Here is a 1,209-nt window from a genome sequence, read left to right on the forward strand (position 1 = left end):
CGGCCATAGTGGGTGATAGCCCTGTACGCGAAAATCTCTTAGTCATGAAATCGAGTAGGACGGAGCACGAGAAACTTTGTCTGAATATGGGGGGACCATCCTCCAAGGCTAAATACTACTGACTGACCGATAGTGAACTAGTACCGTGAGGGAAAGGCGAAAAGAACCCCGGAGAGGGGAGTGAAATAGATCCTGAAACCGTATGCGTACAAGCAGTGGGAGCCTACTTTGTTAGGTGACTGCGTACCTTTTGTATAATGGGTCAGCGACTTATTTTCAGTGGCGAGCTTAACCGAATAGGGGAGGCGTAGCGAAAGCGAGTCTTAATAGGGCGTCTAGTCGCTGGGAATAGACCCGAAACCGGGCGATCTATCCATGGGCAGGTTGAAGGTTGGGTAACACTAACTGGAGGACCGAACCGACTACCGTTGAAAAGTTAGCGGATGACCTGTGGATCGGAGTGAAAGGCTAATCAAGCTCGGAGATAGCTGGTTCTCCTCGAAAGCTATTTAGGTAGCGCCTCATGTATCACTGTAGGGGGTAGAGCACTGTTTCGGCTAGGGGGTCATCCCGACTTACCAAACCGATGCAAACTCCGAATACCTACAAGTGCCGAGCATGGGAGACACACGGCGGGTGCTAACGTCCGTCGTGAAAAGGGAAACAACCCAGACCGTCAGCTAAGGTCCCAAAGTTATGGTTAAGTGGGAAACGATGTGGGAAGGCTTAGACAGCTAGGAGGTTGGCTTAGAAGCAGCCACCCTTTAAAGAAAGCGTAATAGCTCACTAGTCGAGTCGGCCTGCGCGGAAGATGTAACGGGGCTCAAACCATACACCGAAGCTACGGGTATCACGTAAGTGATGCGGTAGAGGAGCGTTCTGTAAGCCTGTGAAGGTGAGTTGAGAAGCTTGCTGGAGGTATCAGAAGTGCGAATGCTGACATGAGTAACGACAATGGGTGTGAAAAACACCCACGCCGAAAGACCAAGGTTTCCTGCGCAACGTTAATCGACGCAGGGTTAGTCGGTCCCTAAGGCGAGGCTGAAAAGCGTAGTCGATGGAAAACAGGTTAATATTCCTGTACTTCTGGTTATTGCGATGGAGGGACGGAGAAGGCTAGGCCAGCTTGGCGTTGGTTGTCCAAGTTTAAGGTGGTAGGCTGAGATCTTAGGTAAATCCGGGATCTTAAGGCCGAGAGCTGATGACGAG

The 1,209-nt window shown here is 51.0% G+C and carries 1 rRNA gene; it reads left to right on the plus strand.

Features of this window, described 5'->3' with window-relative positions:
• Nucleotides 1-1,209: ribosomal RNA gene (locus tag BMZ57_RS28885) — 23S ribosomal RNA — on the plus strand; the annotation flags it as partial.

Source organism: Pseudomonas simiae, from assembly GCF_900111895.1.
GTDB classification, from domain to species: Bacteria; Pseudomonadota; Gammaproteobacteria; order Pseudomonadales; family Pseudomonadaceae; genus Aquipseudomonas; species Aquipseudomonas simiae.